The sequence below is a fragment of the Streptomyces sp. NPDC107538 genome (assembly GCF_055657445.1).
The window spans coordinates 230492-254266 of the sequence record NZ_JBVKAY010000009.1; the positions used below are offsets into that span (position 1 = coordinate 230492).

A 23775-nucleotide genomic window follows, 5' to 3' on the forward strand; every position below is an offset into this window, starting at 1 on the left:
GACCGTCGAGGAACGCCCCATGGCCGCCGGGTCCTCCGGGCCCGCCGGGACCGTCGCGAAACGCTCCGTCGCTGCCCGGCTCGCGAGCGGCGCGGCGGGGGGCGCACTCCGTGTGTTCCTGCTTCTGGTGGCGCTGTTCTGGCTGGTGCCGACCTTCGGGCTGCTGGTCTCGTCGTTCCGCGATCCGACCGACATCGCCACCTCCGGGTGGTGGAAGGTGTTCTCGGCTCCGGCCCAACTCACGACCAAGAGCTACTCGTCGCTCCTGGAGAACGACGACATCACGAGCGCCCTCTTCAACACGATCTGGATCACGGTGCCGGCGACCCTGCTGGTCGTCCTGATCGGCGCGATGGCCGGATACGCCTTCGCCTGGCTGGACTTCAAGGGCCGTGACTGGTGGTTCATGGTCGTGGTGGGGCTGCTGGTGGTGCCGGTGCAGGTGGCGCTGATCCCGCTGTCGGGGCTCTTCCGGGACCTCGGGATCTTCGGCGACATCATCGGTGTCGTCCTCTTCCACGTCGGCTTCGGACTGCCGTTCGCGATCTTCCTGTTGCGCAACTTCTTCGCGGAGATCCCCCGGGAGCTGCTGGAGGCGGCGCGGCTGGACGGGGCGGGCGAGGTGCGGCTGTTCGCGACCGTCGTACTCCCGCTCGCCGCACCGGCGTTGGCATCGCTCGGGATCTTCCAGTTCCTCTGGGTGTGGAACGACATGCTGGTCGCCCTGGTCTTCTCCAGCTCCGACTCCCAGCCGCTGACGGTCGCACTCCAGCAGCAGGTACGGCAGTTCGGCAGCAACATCGAGATCCTGGCCCCGGGCGCGTTCATCTCGATGGTGATCCCACTGGCCGTGTTCTTCGCGTTCCAGCGGCAGTTCGTGTCGGGGGTGATGGCGGGGGCGGTGAAGTAGGGACAAGGGCGCCTGACAACTCGGGAGTTGGGGGTTCGATGGCGGGTGCGGGTGCGTGGGGGCTGGTCGCGCAGTTCCCCGCGCCCCTTAAAAGCCCAGGCCCTGCGCCCCTGAAAAGCATGGGGCGCAGCCCCTGCTTTTCAGGGGCGCGGGGAACTGCGCGAGAAGCCCCACCGGACCCGCACCCGCCAACGAACCCGCACCCCCGGCCCAATAGGCGCACCCCGCCCCCGAATTCGCCCCCGTACGCCCCCAACTCCCCCAGAAATCCCCCGTATGGAACACGCACCGTAACCAAATCATCCCATCGGCCGTTTCCGGGCAGTATGCCCGCGCCGACCCATGGATGTCCTCCTTGCCCAGGTTCAGTGTCATCGTTCCCGCGTACAAGGTTCAGGCGTACCTGCACGAATGCCTGGATTCCGTGCTGTCCCAGTCCTTCACCGACCTCGAACTGATCGTCGTCGACGACGCCTCCCCCGACAACTGCGGAGCGATCGCCGACGAGACCGCCGCGCGCGACCCGCGCGTACGCCGCACCGTGCGCCTGCGGGAGAACACCGGCCCGGGTGCCGCCCGTAACAAGGGGATGGAGTACGCCCGGGGCGACTACCTCCTCTTCCTCGACGGCGACGACACGTTCACGCCGGGCGCACTCCAGGCGATCGCCGACCGCGTCAAGGAAACCGGCGAACCGGACGTCCTCGTCCACGACTTCGCCCTCACCTCCTGGTCGGGCGAGCCGGCCCGCACCGAACCCGACCGCCGGCTCACCGAACAGGGCCCGGCCCCGTTCCGCCTCGACGACCGTCCGGGCCTGCTGAACGTCCGCCCGGTGGTGTGGAACAAGGCCTACAAACGGGAGTTCGTCGAGGACCACGACTTCCGGTTCCCGTCCGGCATCTACGAGGACACGGCCTGGACGTACCCCGTCCTGATGACCGCCGAGTCCGTCGCCACGCTCGACCGGGTCTGTGTCCACCAGCGCCGGCGCCGCCACGGCAGCCTGCTCGGGGCGACCACGCGCGGTCACTTCGACGTGTTCGAGCAGTACGACCGGGTGTTCGCGTACATCGACGAGCGGCCGGAGCTGGCGCAGTGGCGCCCGGTGCTGTTCCGGCGCATGCTCGACCATCTCACCTCCGTGTTCTCCCGGCGCCACCGGCTGCCGCGCGAGGCGCGCGCCGAGTTCCTGCGTACGGTCCGCGCGCACTGCGCCCGCTACCGCACCCCGGGCGCGCCCCTGCACGCCCGCGCCCGGCTCCGGCACGCGCTCCTGCGTCTCGGCAGCCAGCGCACCTACCGGGCGCTGTGGGCCCTGGCCCGGCTGGGCCGCGGCGCCGGGCGCCTGACGCGGGGCCTGGCCCGGCTGCTGCGCGCCGGCGGTCTCCGCGCGCACTACCGCGTGCAGCGCCTTCTGCCGCTGCGGGCCGACCGGGCGGTGTTCGCCGCGTACGACGGCCGGGGCTATGTGTGCAGCCCGGCCGCGCTGGAGAACGCGTTCCGCACCCACGTCCCCAAGATGCGTACGGCATGGGTCGCGCGCCCCGAACACCACCACACGCTCCCGGTGGCGACCCGGCGGGTGCTGCCCGGCTCGATGGCGTACTGGACGGCGCTCGCCCGCTCCAAGTACCTGGTGAACAACACGGACTTCGACCGGCGCCTGGTCAAGCGGGCCGGTCAGGTCCTGCTGCAGACCCAGCACGGCACCCCGCTCAAGCGCATGGGCCTCGACCTCCGGGACCGGCCGGCGGCGGCCCGCGACACCGACTTCGCGGCGGCGCTGCGTGGCAGCGACCAGTGGGACTTCGTACTGTCGGGCAACCGGCACTCCACGCTCGTCTGGGAGCGCGTCTTCCCGTCCCCGTACACGACCCTCGAACACGGCTCCCCGCGCAACGACGTGTTCCTGCGGGCGAATTCGACGGACGTGGCCCGAATCCGCGAGAACCTCGGCATCCCCGACGGCGCGGTCGCCGTCCTGTACGCGCCGACCCACCGTGACTACCGGCACTCGCAGCGCGCCCACCTCGATCTGGAGCGGGTGCTGCGCAAGCTCGGGCCGCGCTTCGTGATCCTGGCCCGCGCGCACCACGCGTACGGCTCCCGGCTCTCGGACCTGGCGCACGGCCGGCTGCTGGACGTGACCGACCACCCGAGTGTGGAGGCCCTCTGTCTCGCCTCCGACGCGCTGGTCACCGACTACTCCTCCCTGATGTTCGACTACGCCAACCTCGACCGGCCGATCGTGATCCACGCGGAGGACTGGGAGGCGTACGAGGCGGCGCGCGGGACGTACTTCGATCTGCGGTCCTTCCCGCCGGGCGCGGTCGCGCGCAGCGAGGACGAGCTGATCGACATCTTCGCGACCGGGCACTGGCGCGGGTCGCGGTCGGCGCAGCTGCGGGCGGCGTTCCGGGACCGGTTCTGCCAGTACGACGACGGGCGGGCGGCGGAACGGGTGGTCCGGCGGGTGGTCCTGGGCGACACCTCCCCGGTCGACTTCGTCCCCCTCGCCGACCGCCACCCCGTCCCCTCCGCCGCGGAGGCCCGTCCGGGCGGAGCGGACGACGTGCTGGGTACGTAGCGGTTTCGTCTTCGGGTGCGGGTCCGGTGGGGGTTCTCGCGCAGTTCCCCGCGCCCCTTAAAAGCACGGGGTGCGCCCGGGTTACCCAAGGGGCGCGGGGAACTGCGCGACCAGCCCCCACCGGACCCGCACCCGACAGCGCGCCCCCAATCGATCCCCCGAAAGGAAAGAATGCCCCGCTTCAGCATCATCGTCCCCACCTACGGGGTCGAAGGGCGGCTACCCCTCGCTCTGGAGTCGGTTCTCGGTCAGCCGTTCGGTGACTTCGAGCTGATCCCGGTGCATGAGGCGGCCGAGGACTCACCGGCGGGAGCCGTCAGCGCCGCGTACGCCGTCAGGGACACCCGCGTCGCCCCCGTCGCGTCCCCGCCCGCCGGAGGCCTGAGCGCCGCCCGCAACGCGGGACTGGCCGCGGCGCACGGGACGTACGTCCTGTTCCTGGACGGGGACGACACCCTCGCGCCGGGCGCGCTGCAGGCGATCACGGACCGGCTGCGCGAGGCCGGCGACCCCGATGTCCTGTACTTCGCGCACGAGCGCGCGCACTGGTGGGAGGGCGGTACGACCGTCGTGCGCCCCACCGGCCCCCAGGCCCCGGCGTGGAGCGCGGCCTACCGCCGGGACTTCCTCACCGAACGTCAACTCACCTTCCCCATCGGCCACTTCACCGACCTCGGCTGGAGCGGCCTGGTCGCGCTCGCCGCCGACCGTACGGCCGAGCTGCGGGGCACGGTCTGCGTACGGCATCTGCTGCGCCGGCAGGGCAGCCGACTGCACGCGCCCGGCGAGCACCAGCTCGAACTGCTCGACCAGGTGGAGCTGGTGCTCGCCCGGGCCACCGCCGAACAGGGCGTGTCGGAGGCGCTGTTCGAGCAGCTCTTCGCGGTCGTGCTGCGGAGCGCCGCACACCCGGAGCGGCTGCCCGCCCACCGGCGCCGGGCCTTCTTCCACCGGGCCACGCACCTCTACCGCCAGCACTGCCCGGCCGGTTTCCGGCCGCCGGGCGGCACCCTCGGCGTACAGCACCGGTTGCTCGCGTCCGGCTCGTACGCCGGTTTCCGGGTCCTGTGCGCCGCCGGCCGGGCGGCGACCGGCTCCCTGGCCGCGCTCCCCCGGCCCCGCGCGCCCCTGGCCCGCGCCCTGTACGCCGTCCAGCGCCTCCTGCCGCTGGACGGGAACCTCGTCGTGTACCGCGCGTATCGCGGGGGCGGCGTCACCCGCGACCCCGCCGCCCTCCACGCCAAGGCCCGTGAACTCGCCCCGCGGCTGCGCTCGGTGTTCCTCGTCGAACCCGAGGCGGTGGACCGGCTCCCCGGGGACGTCGAGCACGCCGTCCTCGGCAGCCGGAAGCACTGGCGGGTGCTCGCCCGCGCCAAGTACGTCGTCGACGACGCCGGCCTCGACGCCCAGGTCCCGGACGGGATCGTCAAGCGCCGCCGCAGCGTCCATCTGCGGACCCAGCACGGCACCCCGTTGACGGCGACGGGCGTGGACCGCTCCCCGTACCCGGTGGTGGCCGCCACGCCCGGCGGTTTCACCGCGCTCTTCCGGCGCGTGGACCGCTGGGACTTCGGCCTCAGTGCCAACCGGCACTCCACCGAGACCTGGGAGCGGGCGCTGCCGGGCGGGTACGAGCAGGTGGAGTACGGCTCGCCGCGCAACGACGTCTACTGGACGGCGACGGCGGAGGACGTGGCGCGCGCCCGGCGTGAACTGGGTGTGCCCGAGGGCAGGAAGGCCCTTCTGTACGCCCCCGCCGAGCCCGATCACGCCCCCGGCCCGGACACCGAGGACGCCGCCCGGCTCGATCTGGAGGCGTTCTGCGAGGCGGTCGGCGAGGAGTTCGTGGTGCTGCTGCGGGCCCGCCGTCTCCACGACCCCGGCGGCACGGCCCGCAGGAGCGGTGGCCGGATCATCGACGTCACCGCGCACCCCTCCGCCGCCGACGTCTGTCTCGCCGCCGACGCGCTGATCACCGATCACTCCTCCCTGATGTTCGACTACGCCGGCCTCGACCGGCCGATCGTGATCCACGCGGAGGACTGGGACGTCCACCGGGAGACCCGGGGTGTCTGCTTCGACCTGCCGGCCGAGCCGCCCGGTCATGTGGCGCGCACCGAGCGGGAGTTGGCGGACCTTTTCCGCGACGGCTCGTTCGCGGACCCGGCGGCCGGCGCTCTGCGGGCCGTCTTCCGGGAGCGGTTCTGCCAGTTCGACGACGGGCGGGCGGCCGAGCGCGTCGTCCGCCGGGTGTTCCTCGGTGAGCGGCCGGAGGCACTGCCGCCCGTCGTGCCGCTCGCGGAGCGGACCCCGGCGCCCGCCCCCGACGCCGCGCCCCTCGCGCACGCCTCCGCGCACGCTTCCGCACCCGCCGCCGCGACCCTCGTGAGGAGCTGACGGACATGCCCCGTTTCAGTGTCATCGTGCCCGCCTTCGAGGTCCGGGGCTTTCTGCGCGCGTGCCTCGACTCGGTCCTGGAGCAGTCGTACCGGGACGTGGAGGTGATCGCCGTGGACGACTGCACCCCGGACGGCGGCGGCGCGATCCTCGACGCGTACGCCGCCCGCGACCCGCGCGTACGGGTGCTGCACCTACCCGCGAACGTGGGTCCCGGGCGGGCCCGCAACGCCGGACTGCCGTACGCCACCGGGGACTTCGTCCTCTTCCTCGACGGCGACGACACGCTCGTGCCGGGCGCCCTGCGCGCGCTGGCGGACCGGCTGGACGAGGCCGGCGACCCCGATGTGCTGCTCTTCGACCACGTCCGCGCGTACGGGTGGGGCGAGATCCGCCGGGACGCGCGCGCGGGCCTCCTGGCCGCGGCCGGCTCGGGCACCTTCACGGTCGCCGAGCGCCCGGAGATCCTCGAACTGCCGACGGCGGTGTGGAACAAGGCGTACCGGCGGGAGTTCGTCGAGGCGCACGGCCTCCGGTTCCCGCCGGGCCGCTACGAGGACACGCCCTGGACGTACCCGGTGCTGTTCGGCGCCGGGCGGATCGCCGCGCTGGACCGGATCTGTGTCGTGCACCGGCAGCGGCGCCGGGGCACCGGCCGGTCGGCCGCCGGCCGTGCCCACTTCGACGTGCACGACCAGTACGAGCGGGTCTTCGGCTTCCTGGCCTCCCGGCCGGAGACGGCCGACCGGCGGCCGGCACTGCGGAACCGGATGGCGGCGCACTGTCTGGAGATGCTCGCCGAGCCGGACCTCGTACCGCCGGGCGACAGGGCCGAGTTCTTCCGCCGGACGGCGGCGCTGTACCGGAAGCACCGGTCGGACGACGACCCCGTGGCCCCCGGGCACCGGGTGCTGGAGGGCGGCTGGGCCGCGTACCGCGCCCGGCACCGGGCCACCCGGGTCGGTGACGCGCTCGGCGCGCACGCGGGGCGCGTCCGCGCGGCCGGTGCCGAACTGATCCGGCGGGGCTGGTCGCTGGCCCAGGAGCGGCTGCCGCTGGACCCGAACCTGGCGCTGTACTCGGCGTTCTCGCACCAGGGCGTGCTCGGGGACCCGGCGGCCGTCTACCAGGCCGCCCGCGAGTTCGCGCCGCACATCCGGGGCGTGTGGGTGGTGCGCCCGGAGCGGGTGGCGGCACTGCCGCCGGGCGTCGCGTACGTCACGCCGGACTCGGCCGACCATCTGCGGTTGGCGGCGCGGGCGACGTACTTCGTCGGCAACGCCGGCTGGCCCGGCGCCCTCGCCAAGCGGCCGGGCAGTGTGCACATCCACACCCACCAGGGGACGCCGCTGAAGTTCATGGGCGCCGACCTGCTGCACAAGCCGGGCGCCCGGCTCGGCGTGGACGTGCCGGGCATGCTGCGGCGGGCCGACCGCTGGGACCACAGCCTCGTCGCCAACCGCCACTCCGAGCTGGTGTGGAGCAGGGCGTACCCGTGCGGTTTCCGCTCGCTGCGGACCGGCAGCCCGCGCAACGACGTCCTCGTGCACGCCGGTCCGGACAGCGGCGCGGCGGTCCGGGAGCGGCTCGGCATCCCGGCCGGGCACACGGTCGTGCTGTACGCGCCCACGCCCCGCGACTACCGGCGGGGCGGCCACGTCGAACGCTTCGACCTCGGCCGGTTCGCCGCCGATCTGCGGCGCAGCCTGGGCGAGGCCCACACCCTCGTCGTACGGCTGCACCCGTCGCTCGCGGACGGCCCGGCGCGCGGGTTCGGGCTCGGCGAACTGCACCGGCGCGGGGTCGTCGTGGACGCGACGGACGAGCCGCACGTCGAGGAGGTGATGCTCGCCTCCGACGTCCTGGTCACGGACTACTCGGCCCTGATGTTCGACTACGCCAACCTGGACCGGCCGATCGTCGTCCACGCCGACGACCTCGACGCGTTCGCGGTGAGCCGGGGCATGTACCTGGACATCACCGCCGACCCGCCCGGCCATGTGTCCCGCTCCTACCGTGAACTCGCCTGGCTGTTCGACTCCGGGCAGTGGCGGGACAGCGAGTCGGCACGGCTGCGGGCCGGATTCCGGGAGCGGTACTGCGAGTTCGACGACGGGCGGGCGGCCGAGCGCGTCGTACGGACCCTGATGCTGGGCGAGCGGGACCGGTGGGCCGGGGTGCCTGCGGTCCCCGCACCGAGGCCGGCCGACGCGGTGACGAACACGGGTTTCGTGTTGTCATGAGGGCGCCCACGACCGGCGTGCGAGCGCGCGGGTTCGCGCCGCGCGCGGGCGTGGGTACTGCTGTTCGCCGCCGGTTTCGCGCTGCTCCAGTTCGCCGGTGTCACCGGGCGCGCCACCCCCGACACCAAGAACTACGTGTCGTACGCCCTCACGCTGGGCGGCGCGAGCGTGCGGGAGTCGGCGGCCGGGGCCGTCGACCACTACTGCGGGAGCCGGGCGGCGACGGCCGAGCGGAAGCGACGCGTGGACGTGGTGCGGTTCCGCGAGCCCAGCCCGGCCGCGCGGGTCGCCGCGGAGTGCCGCCGACAGCTGTGGCACGAAGTGGACGGGCGGCTGACGGCCGGGCGGTCGGACGGCCCGATCGCGCCCTTCACCTCGGAGCGGTTCCTGCGGATCTTCGAGGCGCGGCCCGGATACCCGCTGCTGCTGGCCCCGTTCGTGGCCGCGTTCGGCGTCACCTGGGGCGTGTGGCCGGCGAGTGTGCTGATCGCGGCGGCCGGGGGCGTCCTGGCCTTCCTCGTCCTGCGCGCCGTGCGCGCCCCCGTCCCCGTCGCCCTCACCGGCCAGGCGCTCTACGGCGCGACCGCCATGCGGCCCATGACGGAGGGGTGCTGCTGGCCCTGACGCTGGCGGCGCTGTGGGGGTGCGCACTGGCGATGGCGGGGCGGGTGCGGGCGGGGGTGCCGCTGGTCGGCGGCTGCCTGCTCGCGCTGTTCACGGTGAAGCACTCGCAGGCGCTGTTCCTGGGCGTATGTCTGACGGGGGCGCGCACGGTGGTCGCACTCCGGCGCCAGACGGTCGAGCCATGCGCGCCGTGCGAGCCGTGGGTGCCCTCGGGGTGGCGTGAGCCGTGGGTGCGGGCGCTCGGCGCGGTGTCGGCGGGCGCGGCGGTGTGCACGCCCGCGCTCGCCGCGCTGCTGCACTACCCGGCGGCCACGGAGAGCCTTCAGGACCTGCTCACCGACCACTTCACCCTCCCCGACCGGGACCCGGCCCGGCTCTGGCCCGAGTTCCTGCGTCTGCAGACCGAGTTCTGGGCGGAGTGGGGGCGCCGACAGCTGACCCAGCCGCTGTTCCTGGCGGCGCTGGTGGCGGGCGCGTGGGGCGCACTGCGGCAGCGCCCGGTGTTCGGCTGGTTCGTGCTGGCGGGCGCGTGCACCGGCGTCCTCAACCAGGCGGGCCACCCGGACATCACCATCTGGGGCGACCGGCTCATCGTGGTGGCCTGGCTGCTGCCGGTGCTGGGGCTGCCGTTGCTGCTGGAGCGGATCACCGCCGCCCGTGGCTCACTCGATGTGGTGACCGCGAGCTGAGCCGTCACCCCCCGGCCCGGATACCGGGAATACACGGCAAATGCCTCGAACGGTCCAGACAGGTCCCGCCTCCGGCCGTCGCCCGACGACCGGCTCCGGGGCCACCGCCCTGCGCGGCGGCCGTACCTGGCTGACCCGGCGGCCGACCCCGTATCTCGTCGTGGGCGCCCTGTTCTGGCTGGTGATGACCCTGGCGTACTGGCGGGTGCCGCTGTGCTGCGACGCCGGTCAGCACGCGGCGGCCGTCGAACGGCTGCGCTGGGACCTCCTGGATCCGGCCCACCCGACCGTCGCCCTGCCGGGCGCGGGCAGCCCGGTCTTCACCCCGTACGCCGTCGCGCAGGGCGTCCTCGCGCGTCTGACCGGGCTGAGCGGCTGGTCGCTGCTGAAGCTCGCCGGGCCGGTGAACCTGCTGGTGCTGCTCACCGGGACCGGCCGCTTCGTCCGCGCGCTGACACCCCGGCCGTGGGCACCGGTTCTGGCCCTGCTGTTCATGACCCTGCTGTGGGGCAGCGGGCGGGCCCCGTGGAGCGGCGGTCTCGGGCTGATGCCGATGACGACGGACCTCGGCCACCCGTCGGTGCTCGCGGTCGCCCTGACGTTCTGGGCCTGGGCGTGGACGGCGGCACGCGCGCGTGGCGGCGGTTCTCCGGGGCGGCGGGTGCGGTACGTCGGGCCGAGCGGCCTCGGCGGCGGCTGGGCGTACGTCGGCCTCGGCGTGCTGTACGGGCTGATCCTGCTGGTGCACCCGGTCACGGCGGTGGGCGCGGCGGCCGGGTCCCTGGGAATGGTGGTGGCCTGCCAGCGCGGGTGGCGGTGGCCGCTGGTGGGCCGCTGGGCGCTGACGGGAGCGGGCGCGCTGCTGGTCGCCGCCTCGTGGCCGTACTACGACGTACTGTCCTATGCCGCGCTGTCTTATGCCGCGCTGTCCTATGCCGCCCTCCCCTACGACGTCCTGCTCCCGGTGGGAAGCGCCGAAGTCGACCCGCGTCTCTACGCCGACCTGGCAGGACATCTGTGGCCGGCGCTGCTCGGGCTGCCGGCGCTGTGGGCGCGGGGGCGCCGGTCCGCGCGGGATCCGCTGGTGCTGATGTTCGCGGCGGAGTGCCTGGTGGTGGCGTGCGCGGGGCTCGGCGCGCACCGGGCGTACGACCGGCTCGCGGGGCTCGCGGCCGTGCTCGCGCTGGTCGCCCTGGCGGTGGAGCTGGCGGCGCCCCGGCCGTGGGGGTGGGCGCGGCGGGCGCTGGGGGGTGCGGCGGCGGTGGGGGCGTGCGCGGGGTTGCTCATGGTGCAGGCGGGCGCCGTCGTACCGGCCGCGCTCGACCCCGTCGGCTTCGAGCGGCCGGCGCGGTGGCCGTCGTACGCGTGGGCGGCGCGGCATCTGCGGACGGGGGATGTACTGATCGCCGACGGGCCCTACGCGGGGCGGGCGATCGCGGGGTACGGGGTGAACCTGGTGGCGCCCCCGTGGCCCGATCCGGCGGTGGAGGAGGGGGAACGGGGGCGGCGGCTCGCCGATGTCCGGGCATACCTCGACCCCGCGTCGACGCGGGCCCTGCGGGAGGGTGTGGCGCGGCGGTACGGGGTGAGGTGGCTGCTGCTCAGCCGGTGGCGGGAGGTGCCGGAGGAGGCGGTGGTCGTGGACTGGAGTCCTGGGACCGGCGAGGTCCTGGCGCGGATCGCCCCGTAAGGACACCCTTCAACCCTGGACGCACCGTCCTCCCCCTGGGCCTGCCTACTCGATGACCAGCTCGACCGGGACGTTGCCGCGGGTGGCGTTGGAGTAGGGGCAGACCTGGTGGGCGGTCTCGACGAGCTTGCGGCCGGTGGCCTCGTCCACGGTGTCGGGGAGTTCGACGCGGAGGGTGACCTTGAGGGCGAAGCCCTCGCCCTCCTTGCCTATGCCGACCTCGGCGGTCACGGCGGCGTCGCTGACGTCGACCTTGGCCTGGCGGCCCACGAGGCCGAGCGCGCTGCCGAAGCAGGCCGCGTAACCGGCGGCGAAGAGCTGCTCGGGGTTGGTGCCCTGGCCGTTGCCGCCCAGCTCCACCGGAGGGGCCAGCTGAAGGTCGATCTTGCCGTCCGAGGAGACGGCGCGACCGTCACGGCCGTGGGTGGCGGTGGCGACAGCGGTGTAGAGCGCGTCCATGGGAGAACCATCCCTTTCACAGGTCAAGTCAGGTCGTATCGCGTCCGGCGGCCCGGGCCGGCCGCCGTTCACGGACTCCAGTAGAGCACACAATTCAATTGCCCACAACTAAATGACGGGCACGGGGTACGCTGGAGTCATGACCACGAGCCCCGTCCCCACGCCCGAGGGGGCCTCCGAAGAGGTCTCCGGGCAGATCCGCGAGGAGGACTTCCTCCGTCTCGACCGGCAGATCTGCTTCTCCCTGCACGCCGCCTCGCGCGCCTTCAACAGCGTCTACCGCGTGGTCCTCAAGGACCTGGGGATCACCTATCCGCAGTACCTGGTGATGCTGGTGCTGTGGGAGGAGGGCGAGCTGCCCGTGAAGAAGCTCGGCGAGCATCTACGGCTCGACTCCGGAACCCTGTCGCCGCTGCTCAAGCGACTGGAGGCGGCCGGTCTCGTGCGCCGGGAGCGCAGCGCGCGCGACGAGCGCTCGGTGGTGGTGCGGCCGACCGAGGAGGGCGCGGCCCTGCGGCAGCGCGCGCTGGCCGTGCCGCGCCGGATCGTCTCCGCGACCACCTTTGAGATCGACGAGATCCGCGAGCTGCGCGACCGCCTGGACCGGCTGACGACCGCACTGGACGAGGCGGCCCTCGCGGAACCGGCCGCCGGGATGTCCGGGTGAGCGCCGACGCGTCCGGGTAACCGCCGGTACCTCGACAGAATCCGACAACGTCACGCGGAACCCCAGCCTCCCGTGTGCCATCTTCCCCATCGGGCCGCGAAGCCGCCCTTAAGGGAAGATTTGCACACATACCTCTCACAGGTGCGGGGCAACCAATGGCTCTTCAGCAGGCGCAGGTCTCCGTCGTCGTCATCGGGTACGACGACGCCGCCCATGTGGCGGACGCCGTGCGCTCGGCGCTAGCGCAGGGGCCGGCCGTCGGTGAGGTGATCGCCGTCGACGACTGCTCGACGGACGGCAGCGCGGAGCTGCTGGAGCGGCTGGCCGCGGACGAGCCCCGGCTGCGGGTCGTCCGGCGCCCGTCCAACAGCGGCGGCTGCGGCACCCCGCGCAATACCGGGCTGGACGTGGCGGCCTCGCCGTACGTGATGTTCCTGGACAGCGACGACCTGTTGCCGCCCGGTGCCGTGGACGCGCTGCTGGGGGCGGCCCTGGAGCACGACGCGCCGGTCGCGTCGGGGTTGTGCGTCCGCAGGGAGCTGCCGTCCCGCCGGGAGACCCCGTGGCAGCCCGAGCTGTACGCCCGGCGCACGCTGGTGGAGCACCCGTCCCAGCGCGTGCGCCTGGTGCACGACACCCTCTGCGTCAACAAGCTCTACCGCACCACCTTTCTGCGCGACAACACGATCCGCTTCCCCGAGGGGCACTTCCCGTACGAGGACTTCGTGTTCGGCGCGCGCGTGCTGGCCGCCGCGCCGCGTATCGCGCTCGTCCCCGACCCCGTGTACGTCTGGCACGTACGCCGCTCGGCGGCCCGGCTGTCCATCTCCCTGGACCGCTCCGGCATCGCCAACTGGCGGGCCCGCATCGACGCCGACCGACAGTCCCACGACATCCTGCTGGGTGCGGCCGAGAAGGAGCTGGCGCGCGCCACCCGCGCCCGCTTCCTCGACCACTCGCTGCGGATGTACGCGCGCGAGCTGGACCTGCGCGACGCGGAGTACCGGCGCGAGTGGTGGACCCTGACGCGCGCGTACCTGGCCTCCTTCGACGAGGGCGACTTCGCGCCGGCGCCCGCGCCCGGCCGGGTCGTCGCCCGGGTGATCCTCGCCGCCGAGCAGCCGCGCGACCTGGCCCGCCTCAAGGCGCTCGCGGCCCGCCCGGCCCGGCTGCCCCCGCCCTACGCGCGCGCGGGCGACGACTCCCCCGTCTGGTCCGCCGACCTGCCCCAGGTGGAGCTGGAGCATCTCCTCGTCCGTCCCGTGCAGCTGCTGCCCGCCGCCGTCGACGCGGAACTGCGGCCACGCGCGCGGGGGACGGTGCTCCGGCTGCGCCTGCACGAGCTGTACGGGCGGATGGCGGAGGCGGGGCCGGAGAGCGTACGGGCGGAGTTCGTCGAGCGGGCGGACGGGCGCGTGGGGTTCGCCGGTACGGCCCTTCTCGCGGCCGAGCCCGAGTTCGGCTGCTGGACGGCCGAAGTCCCGCTGGACCTGGCCGCGTTGGGCAGCGGCACCTGGGACCTCCGGCTGCGGCTGCGGTTCGCGGACGGCAGCCGGCGCGAGACCACCGCGCACGCCGTCGCGGGCGCCGGGCTGCTGCGCCGGAGCGCGCTGCCGAGCACGCGCCACGGAGTGCTGCTGGTGCAGCCGTACGCGACCCACGCGGGGGCGCTCGCGGTCCGGCTCGCGCCCGGTTGGCGAGGATTGACCGAAGTCGTACGCCGTCGCCTCAAACGCCTGCTTCACTGAGAGCCGACCTGGTTGCATCCGCATCTTCACCATGACTGCGCATGACTGCACTGACTTGAGGGGACGGTCGTCCATGACCTGGCTGATCACCGGTGGCGCCGGATACATCGGGGCGCATGTGGTGCGCGCGATGCTCGACGCGGGCGAGGAGGCCGTCGTCTACGACGATCTCTCCACTGGGGTCGCCGAACGGGTGCCCGAGGGCGTGCCGTTGGAGATCGGCTCCACCCTCGACGGGGAGCGGCTGGCCCGGGTGATCCGGGACCGGGGCGTCACCGGCGTCGTCCATCTCGCGGCGAAGAAGCAGGTCGGCGAGTCCGTCGAACTGCCGCTGCACTACTACCGGGAGAACGTCGAGGGCCTGCGCACCCTGCTGTCGGCGGTCACGGACGCCGGTGTCGCGTCCTTCGTCTTCTCGTCCTCCGCCGCCGTGTACGGCATGCCCGATGTGGACCTCGTCTCCGAGGACACCCCGTGTCTGCCGATGAGCCCGTACGGCGAGACCAAGCTCGTCGGCGAGTGGCTGGTCCGGGCCACGGGCCGGGCGACGGGCCTGTCCACGGCCTCCCTGCGCTACTTCAACGTGGCGGGCGCCGCGACCCCCGACCTGTCCGACACCGGCGTCTTCAACCTCGTCCCCATGGTCTTCGAGAAGCTCTCCGAGGGCGCCCCGCCCCGGATCTTCGGCGCCGACTACCCGACGCCCGACGGGACCTGCGTCCGGGACTACATCCATGTCGTCGACCTCGCGGAGGCCCATGTGGCGACCGCGCGGCGGCTGCGCGAGGCGCCCGGCACGGATCTCACCCTCAACATCGGGCGCGGGGACGGCGTCTCGGTGCGCGAGATGATCGACCGGATCAACGCGCTCACCGGGCACGCCCTGCCGCCCGTGGTCGTCGACCGGCGCCCCGGCGACCCCGCGCGCGTGGTCGCCTCGGCGGACCGGATCGCCGCCGAGCTGGGCTGGAAGGCGCGGTACGGCGTCGACGACATGATCACGTCGGCGTGGGCGGGCTGGACGAAGCGTCGGTAGAGGCGCGGCGGTAGCGGTGCGGCGGTGGCGATGTGGCGGTAGCGGTGCGGCAACGGCGGCGACGGCCGTAGCTCCTGTGACGGAATCGACGCGAAGCGGGAACTGTTCGGTGCCGTTTGCTCGTGTGTACTAGGGGAAGCGAACGAACGAGCAGAACCACGCGTACGTACGACGTGTCCGACAGGGCGTTACGGGGGTAGCGACGATGCCGGCTTGGGACATCGATCCGATCAACGTGCAGACCACGCTGAACTCCACCGGTGAGGCGGCGGGCGGCCTGGAGAAGGCCGCCAACTCGCTGGTGTCGAACATGGCGAGCGCGGCCGAGTCGGCCGGAACGGCCGTGCCGGGCGGGCAGTTCAACGGACCGATGATCGGGCCGGTGGCCGCCGGCACCCCACGCGTGCCGGTCGGCCCGGTCGCGGCGGCGCTGAGCCAGTACCTCCAGGAGCGGCAGCAGAAGCTGGCGTACATGGCGCAGCGGACCATCGACTCCGTGCAGGGCGCGGCCAAGGCCACCAACGCCTATGTCACGGGCGACCTCGACATGGCGGCCGAGCAGCAGGCCAACGCGCTGAAGGCGACGGTCGTCCCGCCCCCGCCGGGTGTCGACGGCAACGGCGGGCAGGGGCCGAAGTGAGCGACGACATCCCCGTCATCCCGGAGGAAGTCCCCGAGTTCACCGGCAATCTGGAGCAACTGGACCTGGGCATCGCGGGCGTCCGCTCGGCCGGCACATCCCTGAAGGACTCGGGCTCGGCGATCCACACCCGCTTCGGCGGCCTCTCCGCGTACTACAAGGCACCCGAGGCGGAGGCCCTGTTCGCGACGACGGCGCCGGTGGCGGCCAAGGGGGACGAGTTCGCCACGGAGCTGGGGACCGTGGCGTCGGCGCTGGACACGTACGCATCGGCCGTGGGCCCGCTGAAGCAGAAGTTCGAGCAGCTCCGCCGGGACGCGATCGCCTTCCGCGCGAAGATCGAGGGCGACGACGAGTGGCGGGCCGACGGCGACCTGGTCGAGGAGAACAACAACCGCCGCTCGGACATCAACGCCACGTACGCCGCGTTCCAGGCCGCCGAACGCGACTGCTACAACAAGATCGTCGCGCTGGTCGGCGGCGAGGCGCTCGTCGTCAACGACGGTTCGAACAAAGAGAACATGTACGGCTACCGGGGCGAGGACCTCAACAACGCCGGTGGTCTGCCGTGGGGTGACCCGGTCGAGGAGTCCAACCCCTGGTACTACATCCACGAGCACGTCTGGGACTTCACGGTCGGCTTCGTCGTCGACGGCGTGTGGGGCACGATCAAGGGCCTCGGCACGCTGGTGGGCTTCAACGGCTGGGACGCGGCGGGCCAGGCCTGGGTGGGCCTCGGCAAGCTCGCGACGGGCATCCTCATCACGGCGGTCCCTGTGGTGGGCGCCGCGTACTGGCTGGCCCCCGACGACAAACTCCCTTCCTGGCTGCGCGACTCCCGCACGGCGGTCGTGGAAACCGGCAAGGCACTCATCGCGTACGACGAGTGGGGCAAGAACCCCTCCCGCGCCGCCGGAGCGGTCACCTTCAACGTCCTCACCACCATCTTCACCGGCGGCGCGGGCGGCGCGGTCTCCGGCGCGGGCAAGGCGGGCGCCATCGCGAAGGCGATCTCCTTCGCGGGCAAGGCCGGCAAGATCGTCGACCCGATGACGTACATCACCAAGGGTGTGGGCGCCACGGCGGTCAAGATCAGCGACGTCATGGCGAGCCTGCGCGGCATCACCGACGGCACCCACATCAAGCTCGGCGAGGGCACGTATCAGATCGCCGACGCCCCCAACATCACGGACGACCTCCCGGCGGGCCTCACCCCCGAGAACAGCGTCCGCATGGAGACGCCCAAGGGCGAGATCGTCTACCTCGACACCAAGACCCTCGTCGTCCACAACGCCGACGGCACGGTCCGCGAGTCCCTCGACACCATCAAGCACGAGGGGACGGCGGCCGAGCGCGCAGTCGACGTCTCCCGCCCCGAGACCGAGCTGGTGGGCGCGGGGGCGAAGGTGGGGGACGGCGGTACGGGGGCTGTGGGGCGGGTCGGGGACGACGGTCTTCCGTCCGCGACCCATGAGACACCGGGCGGCACCGGAGGATCGCACGGCGGCGACAGTCGGACCGGGACCACCGGGGGCGGCCACACCGAAACGGCGGGCGGCGGTCACACAGAGACCTCGGGCAACGGCCACACCGACAGTTCCTCGGGCGGCGGCCACGGCGGGACACCCGGCGGCGGCCACACCGAGCCCCCCGCCGGCGGACACGGCGGCACCCCGGGCGACGACGGTACAGGCACCCCGCACGAGCCGTCGGACGGAACGACGACCCCCGAGCGCGCCAACGAACCGCCGCCGGAGCTCACCCCGCAGCAGAAGGCGGACCACTGGGACCACCTCGACGAGGTCGAGTCCCGGAGCCCTGATGAGTTCGACCAGCTGCAGCGAGACCCCGACAAGAACGGTGGCATCTCCGAGCCGTCCAAGGACGAGGCCCGGGTCGGCCTGGACCTCAGTGAACAGGGACGTCTCCCCGACGACATCCAGCGCCCCACGGAGGCGGACCGCGGAGAGTTCTATTCACCGAGCACGGGACGCTACTACGACATCAAGGGCGTCCATTCCGACTGGCCTCCCTTCAACAATGTGCGAGACAAGTCCCTGCCCTTCAAGGGAGCTTATGACCCGGCCAAGAACGACCGCTGGGTCAAGAAGCTGGCGGAGCAGATCGTCGAGAAGCAGCGCGTCGTTATCCTGGACATGCGCAATGCGAATCAGGCGGCGATCGACGACATCAAGTCCATCGTCGAGAAGAATGGCTGGGAAGACGATGTCATCTGGTACCCGTAAGAACTGGGCGCCCCGCGTGTTCCCGACGGACCCGCAGGTGAAAGCCCGCCTGGAGGAGTGGCTGAGCGCGGGGGGCGAGGGCGCGCTCGACGTCATCGGGCTCGACCTGAGCGACGCGGACCTCTCCGACGCGAACCTTCAGGAGTCCTGGCTGACCGACGCGAGGCTGGTCGGGGCCAGGCTGGTGGGGGCGGACCTCTACCGTTCCGACGCGGAAAGGGCCGACTTCACGGGAGCCGATCTGACGCGGGCCTCACTGGTCCGTGTCAACCTCGACGACGCCGTTCTCCGGGGCGCGGTCCTGGACAGCGCGGATCTGGTCAAGGCCTCGCTCTACGACGTGGACGCCACGAACGCGTCCCTGCGCGGCGCACGCATTCTGGGTGCCTCGCTGCTCGACGTGGATTTCCGCGGAGCGGACCTCTCCCATGCCGTTCTGCAGGAGAATTCCTTCAAAGTGACCGTCAATCACCTCACAAAGGTAGAGGGCCTTTCGGGAACCGTCTTCGGCCCCGTCCAGGTAATCGACGACCAGGGCGCGAGCCGCGAGATCGGGGGACCAGAGCTGGAGCAGTGGGTACGCGAACGCGGCGGCTCCGTCCAGGTACTTCCCGTCCCCGGCAAAAAGCACGACATGTGATCACCTGTCGGGACGGTACTGAGTGACGGTGGAGCGAGAGGCGGTGGCATGGGCCCCGTCGGCCTCCCCGACGCGTCAGTGGGGAGCTTCCTCGTCGTGGGCTCCGGGACCTGGAGCGACGCGACGGGCGAGAAGCACGGGGAACACCGGCTGGTCGAGCTGACGGTGGCCCCCGACGCACCCGAGATCTGGGCGGAACCGGCCACCGCCCTCCGCTCCCTCGGCACCCTCCTGGACATCCCCTCCGAGCCGGGCGATCCGACGTACTTCGGCAGCGCGGAGGGCCACGGCATCAAGCCCCCGGACGTGATCGACGGCCGGGGGCCGGGCCTGACGGACCGCCTCTGACGTTGGTCAGCCTGGAGAGAAGGGAGAGCGGTGATCGCCGCCACGCCGGTCGCCCGGTGGACATGGGGCCGTGACGACGACGCCGCCGACCGGCTCACTCCGTGCCTGCGCGACGCGCTGGCCGCGTACACGGTGCTGGCTTCGCATCGTCTCGCGGTCGCGGTGCCGAAGGTTCGCCTCAAGGTGCCCGAGTCGGGGAACCCCAAGACCCTCTTGTTCGAGGGCGAACTGCTGCCAGGAACAGGGCTCGCTCCGGAGGAGGCCGCCGCGCGGCTCGCCGACGAGGTGCGGGCGGCCCTGCGTCCCGGGGAGATCGGTTCGGTGAAGGCGGACATCGTCTGCACCGGCGTAATGTTCGACGGCGACGGAAGGGAAGAGCACGCGGGGACAGGTACGGAGAAGCGGACCGAAGTCATCCGGGAGGAACTGTTCCTGCTGGGCACGGCCTCGTACCAGGACTACGTCACCACCGATCTCCGGACCTTCTCGGACGCCTGGATGCCGTACGACCTGGAGGGGCGCCCCCAGGCCGACGTGCACGCCGCGAACCACCCACGGCTGGCCGCGGCGCTGCGCGAGCTGTCCGAGGCGCTGGACGCGGAGATCGACCCGGACGACCCGACGTACTTCGGCAGGCCGACCGAGACGGGCGTCGACAACTTCTTCGAGCCGGACGGCTCGCCCTCCGACGTGTGGTCCCGTTTCGAGATCCCGAGGCGTACGGAGGTCTTCCGGCACGGCCCCGCCTTCGACTCCGTGGGCTACAAGCGGTCCGGGGCCGGGCAGGTCCGGTACGTCCCGGTCGTCGCCGGCCACGGCGGTGTCCTCGGCTACCTCTGGGCCTCCGACGCCGATGCCGATGCCGCCGCGAGCTTCGAGCCCCGCGACGGCGCCGGCGAGGACGGCTACAAGGCGGGCCTCGTCTGGCTCGACCGCCTGCACGAGTCGTACGAGCACGGCCTGACCCCGACCGAGGCACTCACCGCCTGCGCCCGCACCCCCACCGACCCGGTCGCCGGCCACGTCCCCCCGGCCACCGAGCCCCGCTCCCTCCCGCTCGCCGACCTGCGCGAACTCGCCATCCACGGCGACTGAGCCGTCACGGTGGTGCGACCTACCCCTTCCCCACCTCGAACCACACCCCCTTCCCCGAAGCCCCGAGCGCCTCCGTCCCCCAGCGGCCCTCCGTGACGGCGTCCACGATCCACAGGCCCCGGCCCGATTCGCCGTCGTATCCCTGGAGGAGGGACGGGGGCGTGCGGTCGTCGTCGTAGACCGTCACCCGGACGGGGCCCGCCGGGTCGGCGATCAGCAGTAAATGGGCGCCGGAACTCTTGGCGTGCCGACAGGAGTTGGTGACCAGCTCCGAGGTGCACAGCATCGCGTCGTCCACGAGCACGTCGAGCCGGAGGGCCCGGAGTACGGAGGGCAGTTGAGGGCGTATTCGGGCATGGCTCATCAACTCCAACGTGCTTGGGGCAGGGGCGAGTTGAGGCAGGGGGGGCGAGTTGCACCCACCGTGCCGGGCACGTCACCGAAAGTACACTGCGACCTATATGCATCCTGGAGCTCTCGGAGCTGCCCCATGTGACTGTGCGCGTCCTGCCGTTCGCCGCCGAGGACTTCGCCGGAGCCGGACTCTCGATGCTCTATCTGCACGGGCCCACGCCCCAACTGGACACTCTGCAGATCGATACGGGCCACGGGAGCGCCTTCCTCGACACCGAACCGCTGCTCAAACAGCGCAGCAAGCGCTACGGCCTCGTGGCCGGCTCCGCCCTGGCCCCGGCGGAATCCCAGGACCTCATCATCCGACTGCTCCAGGAACTGTGAAAGGCGCCCCGTGTCCAGCCCTCACGATTGGCAGAAGTCCTCTTTCTCGGGCGGGGACGAGAGCGAGAACTGCGTCGAACTCGCCCCCACCCCCACCTCCATACGCCTCATACGCCTCCGCGAAAGCGACCACCCCGCCACCCACCTCACCACCACCCCCGCCCCCCTCCTCGCCCTCCTCACCACCCTCAAAGCAGGCACCCTTGACGAGCGTTGACCCGCAGCGCGCCCTTGGCGCGATCCTCGGCTCCGCCGTGGGGGACGCGCTGGGCGCGCCGTTCGAGTTCGGGGCCGAGGGGGCGTTCTCCGCGCGGTTCCCGAAGGCCGGGCACGGTGGGGAGATGTGCGGGGGCGGCGGGTGGGACCCGGGTGAGGCGACCGACGACACGCAGATGGCCGTGCTCGTCGGGGAGTCGCTCGTCGAGCGCGGTGGGCTCGAACCGCCCGACGTGTTCGCACGGTTCCAGCGCTGGGCCGCCTCCGGTCCCAAGGACATCGGCATCCAGACCGAGGACGTCCTCACCAGCGGCGACCCCTGGGACCTCGCCGCCGCCCTGCACTTCCAGGTGAACCTACGGGCCGCGGGCAACGGCGCGTTGATGCGGGCGGCCACCTCCGCCGTGTACTTCGCGGGGCACGGCCGCACCGCGACCATGGACGCGGCCCGGCGGCTGTCCGCGCTCACCCACGGCGACCCAGCGGCCTGGGAAGGCACCGCCGCCTTCCACGAACTGCTCCGGGTCGCGCTGGCCGGAGGCGACCCGCTCGCCGCGCTGCCCGAGACCCTGGCCGCACTCCACCCCGACCACCGCCCCCGTTACGAGGCCGTTCTCGCCCCCGACTGGCACCCGGACGACGCCACGGAGTTCAACGGCGCCGTCTGGCCCTGCCTCGGCTCCGCCGTCTGGGCCGTACGCACGACCGACGACTACGAGGGCGCCGTACGCGCGGCCGTCGACCTCGGCGGCGACACGGACACGGTCGCCGCGGTGACCGGAGGGCTCGCGGGGGCGGTGTATGGCGCCGCCGCGATCCCGCGGCGCTGGCTGGACCCGCTGCACGTACCGCTGCCGGGGTGCGCGGACCGGGTCCTCCGCGCCCCCGAACTCACCGACCTCACCCGGCGGTTGCTGCGCTGACGCCGGCCTCCGCCGGGCCCCTCCGAGGAGGCCCGCGCCCACGCCGTACGATCCCCTCATGTCCCGCCGCACCCGAATCGCCGGCCTGACCATCGGTGCCGTCGCCCTCGCCGTCACCACCGCCGCCGCCGTGGTGGTGGCGGTGCGTACGCTGGGCGAGCCCTCCTACCGCTTCGCCGCCGCGCCCCTGGCCGGCGACCCCGCCTGCGACCGGATCAGCGAGCGGTTCCCCGACCGGCTGGCCGGGCTGGAGCGGGCGGACACCGGTACCGAGAGCGCGGCGGTGTGGGGCGACGGAGCGATCGTCGCCCGCTGCGGCTTCCCCCGGCTGGAAGCCACCGCCGACGCGTGTGCCCGGGTCGACGGCGTCGACTGGGCATGGCGCACGAGCACGGACGATGACGGACGGGAAGTGCTGGTCACCTACGGCCGCGAACCGTCCGTCGAGGTGCAGCTGACGGTCGGCGAGGCGGCCCCCGACTCCGTCCTGATCGGCCTCTCCCCCGTCGTGCGATCCCTCACCCAGCAATCCGAGTGCCTCTCCCGCTCGGACGTCCCGGCACCGCCGAGCCCGGCATGAGGGCGGCGTACTCCCGCGCGACCGCGTACGCCCTCGCGGCCGGTCTCGTGCTGCTGTCCCTGTCCGGCTGTTCGAAGAGCGAGTCCCTGGTCCTCGACTCGGGCACGGGGGAGGCGGACGGGGCCCGGCCGTTCGAGCGCATCCCCGCGGCCGAGCGGAAGGACGCTCCCGACCTCTCCGGCAACACCGTCGCCGGCGATCCGGTCCGCCTCTCCGACCACCGGGGCAAGGTCGTCGTCGTGAACGCCTGGGCCACCTGGTGCGGCCCCTGTCGCGCGGAGGCACCCGAACTGGACCGTATATACCGCGAGTTCAAGGACCGGGGTGTGCAGGTGCTCGGCGTCAGCACCGACGTCACGCGGAAGAACGCCCTCACGTTCCAGCGGGAGTTCGGCCTCACCTATCCGAGCCTGCACGACCCGTCCGGCAAGCAGTTCCTCGACCTGCCCGCCGGCCTGGTGAACCCGCGGCTGCTCCCCTTCACCCTGTTCGTCGACCGGCGGGGCAGGATCGCCGAGGCCGTCCAGACCCCCTTGGACGAGAAGGAATTGCGGGACATTCTCACCCCGCTGCTGCGGGAGAAATGACCGCCCGCACCTCTACAACGCCCGCAACGCCCCCGCCGTAGCCCGGGTCAGGCTCTCCAGATACCCCTTCGGCAGCTTCGGCGCCCGGACGACCACCGACCGCCAGTACAGCGGCCCGGAGATCACGTCCAGGGCCAGGTCCTCGTCCACGCCCGCGCGGACCTCGCCGCGCGCGACCGCCGCCGCGACGATCCCCACGGCCACACTCTGCTGCCCCTCCCGCAGCGCCTTCTGCATGGCCTCGGCGATCTCCGGGTTGCGGGCGGCCTCGGCCTGGAGGTCGGGGATGATCTGGCCGGCGACAGGGTGGCGCAGGGCGCGGGACGTGACCTCGTAGAGCAGCCGGAGGTCGCCCTCCAGCGACCCCGTGTCCGGCATCGGCAGGCCCTGCACCGCCACCGCCGAGACGAGATCCAGCACCAGGTGCAGCTTGGAGCGCCAGCGCCGGTACACCGCCGTCTTGCCGACGCCCGCGCGGCGTGCGATCCCCTCGATGGACATCCGGGCGTAGCCGACCGCCGCGAGTTCCTCGAAGACCGCCGCCCGGATCGCCTCGGTCACGTCCTCGCGGAGCACGGCCGCCCCGGCGGGGGCCCGGCGACGCGGTGGGGTCCGGTCCGGGTCGGCGTTCGTCGTCATGGCTCACAGCATAGGGGCGTGACGACGAAACGGTTGCGTTCCGACGTCTTATCGGCTTACTCTCGCGTTG

At 72.7% G+C, this 23775-nt stretch carries 21 protein-coding genes and 1 pseudogene; 19 read left to right on the forward strand and 3 right to left on the reverse strand.

From position 1 onward, the window contains the following. Positions 1 to 19: 19 nt before the first annotated feature. From ACZ7MG_RS30125 to ACZ7MG_RS30150, 6 genes and pseudogenes are all read left to right on the forward strand, one after another. Positions 20 to 910: a carbohydrate ABC transporter permease gene (locus ACZ7MG_RS30125; RefSeq protein ID WP_471393370.1), complete on the forward strand. Its 891-nt coding sequence runs from the start codon at positions 20 to 22 to the stop codon at positions 908 to 910. Between the two features lie 346 nt (positions 911 to 1256). After that, positions 1257 to 3500, forward strand: coding sequence for a bifunctional glycosyltransferase/CDP-glycerol:glycerophosphate glycerophosphotransferase (locus tag ACZ7MG_RS30130; protein WP_471392924.1), 2244 nt, complete (start codon positions 1257 to 1259; stop codon positions 3498 to 3500). 171 nt (positions 3501 to 3671) lie between these two features. After that, positions 3672 to 5897: a CDP-glycerol:glycerophosphate glycerophosphotransferase gene (locus ACZ7MG_RS30135; RefSeq protein ID WP_471392922.1), complete on the forward strand. Its 2226-nt coding sequence runs from the start codon at positions 3672 to 3674 to the stop codon at positions 5895 to 5897. A 5-nt stretch (positions 5898 to 5902) separates the two neighbouring features. After that, positions 5903 to 8140, forward strand: coding sequence for a bifunctional glycosyltransferase/CDP-glycerol:glycerophosphate glycerophosphotransferase (locus ACZ7MG_RS30140; RefSeq protein WP_471392919.1), 2238 nt, complete (start codon positions 5903 to 5905; stop codon positions 8138 to 8140). A gap of 57 nt (positions 8141 to 8197) precedes the next feature. Further along, positions 8198 to 9453, forward strand: a pseudogene (locus tag ACZ7MG_RS30145) (hypothetical protein). Positions 9454 to 9493: 40 nt separating this feature from the next. Then, positions 9494 to 11143 (forward strand): hypothetical protein, encoded by a 1650-nt coding sequence (locus ACZ7MG_RS30150; protein WP_471392916.1) that lies wholly within the window; start codon positions 9494 to 9496, stop codon positions 11141 to 11143. 45 nt (positions 11144 to 11188) lie between these two features. Here ACZ7MG_RS30150 and ACZ7MG_RS30155 read toward each other — a convergent pair whose 3' ends face one another. Continuing rightward, the gene (locus ACZ7MG_RS30155; protein WP_471392914.1) at positions 11189 to 11602 is read right to left on the reverse strand and encodes an organic hydroperoxide resistance protein; all 414 of its coding nucleotides are present in this window, start codon (positions 11600 to 11602) and stop codon (positions 11189 to 11191) included. Between the two features lie 139 nt (positions 11603 to 11741). Between ACZ7MG_RS30155 and ACZ7MG_RS30160 the strand changes: the two genes are divergently transcribed. The 8 genes from ACZ7MG_RS30160 (at position 11742) to ACZ7MG_RS30195 (ending at position 20022) form a co-directional block, all read left to right on the forward strand. Then, entirely contained in the window at positions 11742 to 12269 is a 528-nt protein-coding gene (locus tag ACZ7MG_RS30160) for a MarR family winged helix-turn-helix transcriptional regulator (protein ID WP_471392911.1), read from the forward strand. Positions 12270 to 12424: 155 nt separating this feature from the next. Beyond that, positions 12425 to 14017, forward strand: a complete 1593-nt coding sequence (locus ACZ7MG_RS30165) for a glycosyltransferase (RefSeq protein ID WP_471392908.1) — start codon at positions 12425 to 12427, stop codon at positions 14015 to 14017. 73 nt (positions 14018 to 14090) lie between these two features. Then, entirely contained in the window at positions 14091 to 15053 is a 963-nt protein-coding gene (galE, locus tag ACZ7MG_RS30170) for a UDP-glucose 4-epimerase GalE (protein WP_471392906.1), read from the forward strand. A 205-nt stretch (positions 15054 to 15258) separates the two neighbouring features. Next, positions 15259 to 15693, forward strand: a complete 435-nt coding sequence (locus ACZ7MG_RS30175) for a DUF6507 family protein (protein ID WP_351414619.1) — start codon at positions 15259 to 15261, stop codon at positions 15691 to 15693. Next, on the forward strand, positions 15690 to 17939 hold the full coding sequence (locus tag ACZ7MG_RS30180; RefSeq protein ID WP_471392903.1) for a hypothetical protein: 2250 nt from the start codon (positions 15690 to 15692) through the stop codon (positions 17937 to 17939). The genes ACZ7MG_RS30175 and ACZ7MG_RS30180 overlap by 4 nt, the downstream gene beginning before the upstream one ends. Then, positions 17905 to 18579, forward strand: coding sequence for a pentapeptide repeat-containing protein (locus ACZ7MG_RS30185; RefSeq protein ID WP_471392900.1), 675 nt, complete (start codon positions 17905 to 17907; stop codon positions 18577 to 18579). Before ACZ7MG_RS30180 ends, ACZ7MG_RS30185 begins: the two co-directional genes overlap by 35 nt. 48 nt (positions 18580 to 18627) lie before the next feature. After that, positions 18628 to 18927, forward strand: coding sequence for a hypothetical protein (locus ACZ7MG_RS30190; protein WP_471392898.1), 300 nt, complete (start codon positions 18628 to 18630; stop codon positions 18925 to 18927). Positions 18928 to 18957: 30 nt separating this feature from the next. Next, positions 18958 to 20022 (forward strand): hypothetical protein, encoded by a 1065-nt coding sequence (locus ACZ7MG_RS30195; RefSeq protein ID WP_471392897.1) that lies wholly within the window; start codon positions 18958 to 18960, stop codon positions 20020 to 20022. 19 nt (positions 20023 to 20041) lie between these two features. Here ACZ7MG_RS30195 and ACZ7MG_RS30200 read toward each other — a convergent pair whose 3' ends face one another. Continuing rightward, positions 20042 to 20386, reverse strand: a complete 345-nt coding sequence (locus tag ACZ7MG_RS30200) for an ATP-binding protein (RefSeq protein ID WP_471392895.1) — start codon at positions 20384 to 20386, stop codon at positions 20042 to 20044. A 128-nt stretch (positions 20387 to 20514) separates the two neighbouring features. Between ACZ7MG_RS30200 and ACZ7MG_RS30205 the strand changes: the two genes are divergently transcribed. Genes ACZ7MG_RS30205 through ACZ7MG_RS30225 form a run of 5 tightly spaced genes read left to right on the forward strand, consistent with a single transcriptional unit; the run spans position 20515 to position 23066 of the window. After that, complete coding sequence (locus tag ACZ7MG_RS30205) at positions 20515 to 20760, forward strand: Scr1 family TA system antitoxin-like transcriptional regulator (RefSeq protein WP_471392892.1); 246 nt, start codon at positions 20515 to 20517, stop codon at positions 20758 to 20760. A 10-nt stretch (positions 20761 to 20770) separates the two neighbouring features. Next, positions 20771 to 20977, forward strand: coding sequence for a DUF397 domain-containing protein (locus ACZ7MG_RS30210; RefSeq protein WP_471392890.1), 207 nt, complete (start codon positions 20771 to 20773; stop codon positions 20975 to 20977). Beyond that, a complete protein-coding gene (locus ACZ7MG_RS30215; RefSeq protein ID WP_471392887.1) occupies positions 20964 to 21899 on the forward strand; it encodes an ADP-ribosylglycohydrolase family protein in 936 nt (311 codons plus the stop codon). Before ACZ7MG_RS30210 ends, ACZ7MG_RS30215 begins: the two co-directional genes overlap by 14 nt. A gap of 58 nt (positions 21900 to 21957) precedes the next feature. Then, positions 21958 to 22479, forward strand: a complete 522-nt coding sequence (locus ACZ7MG_RS30220; RefSeq protein ID WP_471392884.1) for a DUF3515 family protein — start codon at positions 21958 to 21960, stop codon at positions 22477 to 22479. Then, positions 22476 to 23066, forward strand: a complete 591-nt coding sequence (locus ACZ7MG_RS30225) for a TlpA family protein disulfide reductase (RefSeq protein WP_471392881.1) — start codon at positions 22476 to 22478, stop codon at positions 23064 to 23066. The genes ACZ7MG_RS30220 and ACZ7MG_RS30225 overlap by 4 nt, the downstream gene beginning before the upstream one ends. A 12-nt stretch (positions 23067 to 23078) precedes the next feature. Here the strand turns inward: ACZ7MG_RS30225 and ACZ7MG_RS30230 are convergent, their stop codons facing one another. Beyond that, a complete protein-coding gene (locus tag ACZ7MG_RS30230) occupies positions 23079 to 23705 on the reverse strand; it encodes a TetR/AcrR family transcriptional regulator (protein WP_471392879.1) in 627 nt (208 codons plus the stop codon). Between the last annotated feature and the right edge of the window lie 70 nt (positions 23706 to 23775).